Source organism: Adonisia turfae CCMR0081, assembly GCF_011009555.1.
Taxonomy (GTDB): domain Bacteria; phylum Cyanobacteriota; class Cyanobacteriia; order Phormidesmidales; family Phormidesmidaceae; genus Leptothoe; species Leptothoe turfae.
In genome coordinates, this window is record NZ_QXHD01000004.1 from 102687 (window position 1) to 107788 (window position 5102).

Here is a 5102-nt window from a genome sequence, read left to right on the forward strand (position 1 = left end):
TAACTTTTTCTGTTCGCCCTTCGGCCTGTACGACAATTTTTGAAATTAGTTGGCGAATAATCTCTTTTCTCTGTTTTTGTGTAGTTGAAGGAGCATTCCAAAGTTCCGGAATATCATCTGATAGCCGTTGGATTAGAGTACGCTCTTCCTCAGTTAATTGCTGTGATTGTTGACGAGAAAATCGTTGATATTCTTCTTGTAATTTTTGTTTTTCAATCAGCTTTTCTTCCCACGTCTTAGCTAGTTGCCGGGCAACTAAACGATTCTCTGGTTCTACACACTGATAATGTCTAGCCGCTCTGTCAGCTTCGAAGGCTGCGCGCTCTAGTCGTTGCTGCCACACTTTCTCGAGTGCGGCCTGTTCCGATTCAATCTGACTGACAGCTTTGATGGAAAGTTCTAGAGCCGCTGGTTCTACTGCGTCTAAAACACAGTTACTAATGTACTGATTCAAAGCCTCGCCTGGAATTGACTGGCAGGCTGAACCACCATAGCTGCTATATTGACGTGTGCAACTATAGCCATGGTAGTCATTCTGGCCAGCATAACGAACATTTAGGCGATTACCGCACTGTCCACAGGTTAGAAGACCTGATAGTAACGCCGCTCCTTGACGGGGACTACCAAGCGTTTCGGCCCTAGATTGGTTCTCTTTAATTCTCGACAGATTGTTTTCGTAATGCTCCCAGGTGATGTAAGCCGGAAATTTGTCGGGCAGAAAAACTTGCCAATCTTCAGGCAACAAACTCAATGGTCCGCAACAACGACCCTCGTTAGCGGACTGAGATGAAGAAGGGCGACGTCGCCCGTAGGCATAGGCCCCTGCATAAATTGGATTTCTGAAAAATCCGTGAAGGGTAGAGCGGGTTGGCGGTCGCCAGTCTAATTTACCTTTGTTCAGCCCACCCTTCAGGCGAATGCCCAATTGAATGTTATGTCGTACCAGATACTGCAAAACACCATTGATAGTCCCAATCTCATCAAACTTGCGAAAAAGCAGATGCACGACTGACTGAACCTGCTCATCTGGGTCAAAAGTCACTTCCCCGGATGGCTGTCGAATGTAGCCAGTCGGTAGCATCAATCGTAGCTCTCCTCGTTTCGCCTTGTTTAATTTCCCCTGATTCATGCGTTGCTTGAGCAGATGTAGTTCAGCTTCTGACATCGTGCCTTTGAGACCTAGCAGTAGACGGTCATTATAATAACTTGGGTCATAGATACCATCTTGATCTGCGATTAGCGTATTAAACAAGGCACAGACTTCTAAGAGCTGATGCCAGTCTTTGCACGAGCGGGCTAAACGAGACATTTCAATCCCCAGCACTAAGCCCACATGGTTTAAGCTGACTTCGGTGACTAGACGCTGGAAACCGATCCGATTATTCGCCTCTGCACCCGACTTCCCTAAGTCTTCGTCGATAACCAATATGCGTTCATTTGGCCACCCTAAGCTCACGGCTCTATCAACTAAGTTGTACTGTAGCTGGGTTGACTCTTGATTTTCTAGTACTTGCTGAAGGGTGGATTGGCGAACATAAACAATGGCTAAGCGGTCTTGGTGATGGGCTTGGATTCGTCCGCTCCAGTCACTACCTTGGCTGGCATTAGGCATCTTCTTCACCTCCTTGGTTGTTCCGGTCGTTGAGCCGGTTCATCACCATTTGACTGAGGAGCGTCAGAATTTGCTGGTGTTGATGTGTGGGCAACTGGTGCCAAATCTTCGATAGACGCTTGGATTTGACTACAGCGGGGGGGCGGTAGAGTGCGATGACATCGTTGCGGATCCTTGAGAACAGTTATTTCATTGCGATTTAGTTTATCAACTAGGGCAACCAACCCTAATAACCCGGATACCCCAATAATTGGGAGCAACTTACTTTTAGCTCTTATCAGGGTAGTGTGGCTGGAGTTTGGAAAGACCGAAAGGCCGTTGCCAAGGACCTCAAACCGATTTACCAAGCCGCTACCCTGGCTGAGTCAGAAGCAGCCCTTGATGCCTTTGCTGAAAGATGGGATGAGACCTATCCAGCCGTCAGCCAGATTTGGATCCGCCACTGGGAGAATGTGATTCCTATTTTCGATTACCCCATGGAGATTCGTCGGGTGATTTACACCACCAATGCTATCGAATCCCTCAATCGCTCTCTGCGAAAGGTGATTAAAACCAAAGCAGTCTTTCCAGATGAAGCCGCTGTCTGCAGGCTAATGTATCTGGCGATGAATAATATCGCGAAAAAATGGAATCGACCGATTAAAGATTGGCGTGCCGCCTTGTCACATTTTGCTATCCTGTTCCCAGAACGCTTTTCTCTCTAAACAAACAAGCGCTTACACAAAATTCAGATCACTCTCCATCATGCGTTTGTTCAACTGACCATCCCAATCCGTTCACATCTACTGGACGTGTTGCGACAACCCACAACTCAATCAAAACCTGTGCTGTTAGATAGCACTCGTTGCCCTGGAACAATAAAATAGCTACAGCTTCAGTGGCTAGATCATGTTGAGAATCAGATGGATTACTGAACCGTAGAACAACATTGGTATCTAGCAAGTATCTAGTCATTATTCGTAAATATTGCCACGGTCAAACGCCTCATCTGATAGTGTGACGCTTGTTTTAGGCAGTTGAGCTACCCATCTACGGAAATTGTCGGCACGTTCGACAGGCGTTGCACGTTGCCAAAATGGCATTGACTGTGCAAGTTGCTGAGCCTGAGCTTTGACGGAATTGATAAAGTCAGCGATCTTCCTTAGTTGGCTGTCATTGAGCTTATCAATTTCCTGCTTAAGGTTTTCCCGCAGCATGATGTTAGATCTGAATACCATAGCTGTAACTATGATAGCTGATCCAAGCTTTTACTCTTTAAATAAGTGTAAATACTCTAAAAGCTACACGCACCGATGCTCCCTTACAAAGGTAGTATACCAAAGCTTCAATGGGCTGCTGCATGGTTTTCACCAAACAACAATAGATTTATGGTCAAACAACTCTTCTATAGGCCCATTGTGCTCCGGAGTGAGAATACATTTGCTATTTAATGTTCCCTCTCTAATCTGTTCAGTAAAAGTCACGATCCTTTCCCAAGTAGTGATATGTTGCTCATCGGATACTGTCTTCGGGAAATGTAGGTCATTCCAGAACACTATTTCGATATCATGTGACTGGTTTGGTCCATCCACCCAAATGTAAAAGCACATATCATCTGCTTTCATAAATGAACCACGCATTGCATGTTGGATAAGGTTATCTGGATCGGCACTGAGCTTTTTCAGCGCAACTGAAGTTAGAGGCACGGGCGTTTCAACGTTCTCATTGGCAATACAAATAATCTCAGGGTTATTTACGAAATTTTGAATTACTTCTATGGAATGGTGTAGGGAGTCATTGTCAAGTGACGTGATAAACACCTCCGTCGCTGCTCCGTCCCATGGCAGCAGGATAAACTTCGCTTTCGGCCATAGTTGCTTGGCTAGTTCTACGTGTCGCATTATGCGCTTTGTATGCCAGCTAACGACCAAGTTCACCGGGAAGTGGCGAACGATGTACGAAAAACAGAAAGCGAGTGTCCATCACTCCGGTGCAATGCCTTGTTATGAGGCATTGCGCAGACCTAAATGAACGTTGGATAGACGTGTAACCCCTTGCCCACAATCCTGATTCTACTGCCGACCGGTGGCTTTTGCCCAAGCTGCTCGCTTGAGACGGCGAGAAAGTCGGCCCCGTTTTGAATGTAAATATCGAGTATGCTGACAAACTCGTCGATTTTGGTTTCGCGGTGAATTGAGCCATCGACTGCAATTTGGTTATCCGTTAACGGGAAGACCCCGGACAACGCATCGTCCTTATCCAGTCCGGACTCGACGGAGGTGATCTCGTCGAGTTCATATTCTGCGATCGCGTCAGAGTGAAGCAACAATTGGAGTCGATCATATGGGCCAACCAGCACTGCATCAAGTGTCTGACCGTTGTGCGTGATGGAACCAAAATGTCGATCGTGGTGACCATCCATGTGGTGAAGCGTGTTAATCGTGACGCCCATTGGTGTGATTCGACTGTTGAGTCAAAGAGAAGCGGTGTCATGTTGCCGCATAACGACGACAATCACCGGGTTGCCGCCAGCGACGTTGATTTCAGATTCGCCCCGGACGGCAACTCTGGTGCATTATATTGTTATGTATCATTCAGTTAGGCGTTCGTGTAAATCTTTGACGCCCGGCATCTGATCATTGATCTGGTTTGCTTCATCGAAGACGCGGCGAGCGGCAACTGAGTCACCAGAAGACTCGAGCACCAGAGCATATATTAGCACATCCATCGGGCATTGGTGATCGCTGGAATACGCTTGTTGCGCAAACTCACAGCCACGCTCAAAATCGCCTGACTGGATTAGCAGTTTCGCGAGCATGCGCATTGGGGCGGTTTCAAAGCGTGCGTAGCTGGTGACTTTGATTGAGTAATTGTCGAAGTAATCTTCGAGCAATTCGCGAGCTTTTTGGTGGTTGCCAGCGTTGATGAATGCTTCGGCGCAATCCGCCCATTTCTGTGGACTGACGCCCATGCCTTCATGCGGGCCGTTGGGATGTGATTGCAGCTCCTTCAGACGATCTTCAGCGGCGCTTTGATGATCGCCCAGCGATTGGCGCGCGCGCGCGCGCCAATCCCGCGCGCCGGGGAATTCAGAATCAATCGCGAGAGCGCGATCAAAGTCCGGAATGGCATTGGCATCTTGGTCAAGATTCAACAGCACCATTCCGCGCTCGAAGTACGCCTGTGCGTTGTTTGGATCAACGGTGATAGCGCGCGTCAGGAGGTTCAGCGCACCGGTGTAGTCCTCAGCGTCTGACAAGTCGATCGCACGATGGACGAGTTCAGTTGAGTCAGGCATACGGCTCCACTTGACACATAACGTTTCAAATCAGCGGCAGTAGATAGCCTCAAACTCCACACCAACGACTCTCAACCGTCCGCTGCATTTGAGTTATACGGCGATCGAAAAACTCCATTTTACCTTGGCTTTGGTGCGTGAATATTCTGTCAGACAGATCAGTCCTTTAGGAGGTCGATCTTAGCCTTCAACAGGGTAGCTGTCCGGCATCCC

At 47.8% G+C, this 5102-nt stretch carries 6 protein-coding genes and 2 pseudogenes; 1 reads left to right on the forward strand and 7 read right to left on the reverse strand.

Annotated features, from left to right (window positions below; translation table 11 throughout):
* On the reverse strand, positions 1-1612 hold a 1612-nt coding region (locus tag DXZ20_RS04645), incomplete at its 3' end, for a recombinase family protein (RefSeq protein WP_163703392.1).
* A 5-nt stretch (positions 1613-1617) separates the two neighbouring features.
* A complete protein-coding gene (locus DXZ20_RS04650) occupies positions 1618-1872 on the reverse strand; it encodes a hypothetical protein (RefSeq protein WP_163696751.1) in 255 nt (84 codons plus the stop codon).
* A 39-nt stretch (positions 1873-1911) separates the two neighbouring features.
* Between DXZ20_RS04650 and DXZ20_RS04655 the strand changes: the two are divergent.
* Positions 1912-2316, forward strand: a pseudogene (locus DXZ20_RS04655) (transposase); the annotation flags it as partial.
* Positions 2317-2359: 43 nt separating this feature from the next.
* Here DXZ20_RS04655 and DXZ20_RS04660 read toward each other — a convergent pair.
* The 5 genes and pseudogenes from DXZ20_RS04660 to DXZ20_RS04680 form a co-directional block, all read right to left on the reverse strand.
* Positions 2360-2566: pseudogene (locus tag DXZ20_RS04660) on the reverse strand (type II toxin-antitoxin system VapC family toxin); the annotation flags it as partial.
* A complete protein-coding gene (locus DXZ20_RS04665) occupies positions 2566-2808 on the reverse strand; it encodes a hypothetical protein (RefSeq protein ID WP_163671783.1) in 243 nt (80 codons plus the stop codon). The pseudogene DXZ20_RS04660 and the gene DXZ20_RS04665, both read right to left, overlap by 1 nt.
* A 150-nt stretch (positions 2809-2958) precedes the next feature.
* The gene (locus DXZ20_RS04670; RefSeq protein WP_163668588.1) at positions 2959-3492 is read right to left on the reverse strand and encodes a hypothetical protein; all 534 of its coding nucleotides are present in this window, start codon (positions 3490-3492) and stop codon (positions 2959-2961) included.
* A gap of 122 nt (positions 3493-3614) precedes the next feature.
* Positions 3615-4043, reverse strand: a complete 429-nt coding sequence (locus DXZ20_RS04675; RefSeq protein WP_163668590.1) for a hypothetical protein — start codon at positions 4041-4043, stop codon at positions 3615-3617.
* 138 nt (positions 4044-4181) lie between these two features.
* Complete coding sequence (locus tag DXZ20_RS04680) at positions 4182-4889, reverse strand: tetratricopeptide repeat protein (RefSeq protein WP_163696753.1); 708 nt, start codon at positions 4887-4889, stop codon at positions 4182-4184.
* Positions 4890-5102: the final 213 nt, after the last annotated feature.

What these genes read in the sequence shown, in the direction of transcription:
- DXZ20_RS04665 (WP_163671783.1), bottom strand. Translation starts at nt 2,808, where the DNA reads ATGCTGCGGGAAAACCTTAAGCAGGAAATTGATAAGCTCAATGACAGC.
- DXZ20_RS04680 (WP_163696753.1), bottom strand. Translation starts at nt 4,889, where the DNA reads ATGCCTGACTCAACTGAACTCGTCCATCGTGCGATCGACTTGTCAGAC.
- DXZ20_RS04675 (WP_163668590.1), bottom strand. Translation starts at nt 4,043, where the DNA reads ATGGGCGTCACGATTAACACGCTTCACCACATGGATGGTCACCACGAT.
- DXZ20_RS04670 (WP_163668588.1), bottom strand. Translation starts at nt 3,492, where the DNA reads ATGCGACACGTAGAACTAGCCAAGCAACTATGGCCGAAAGCGAAGTTT.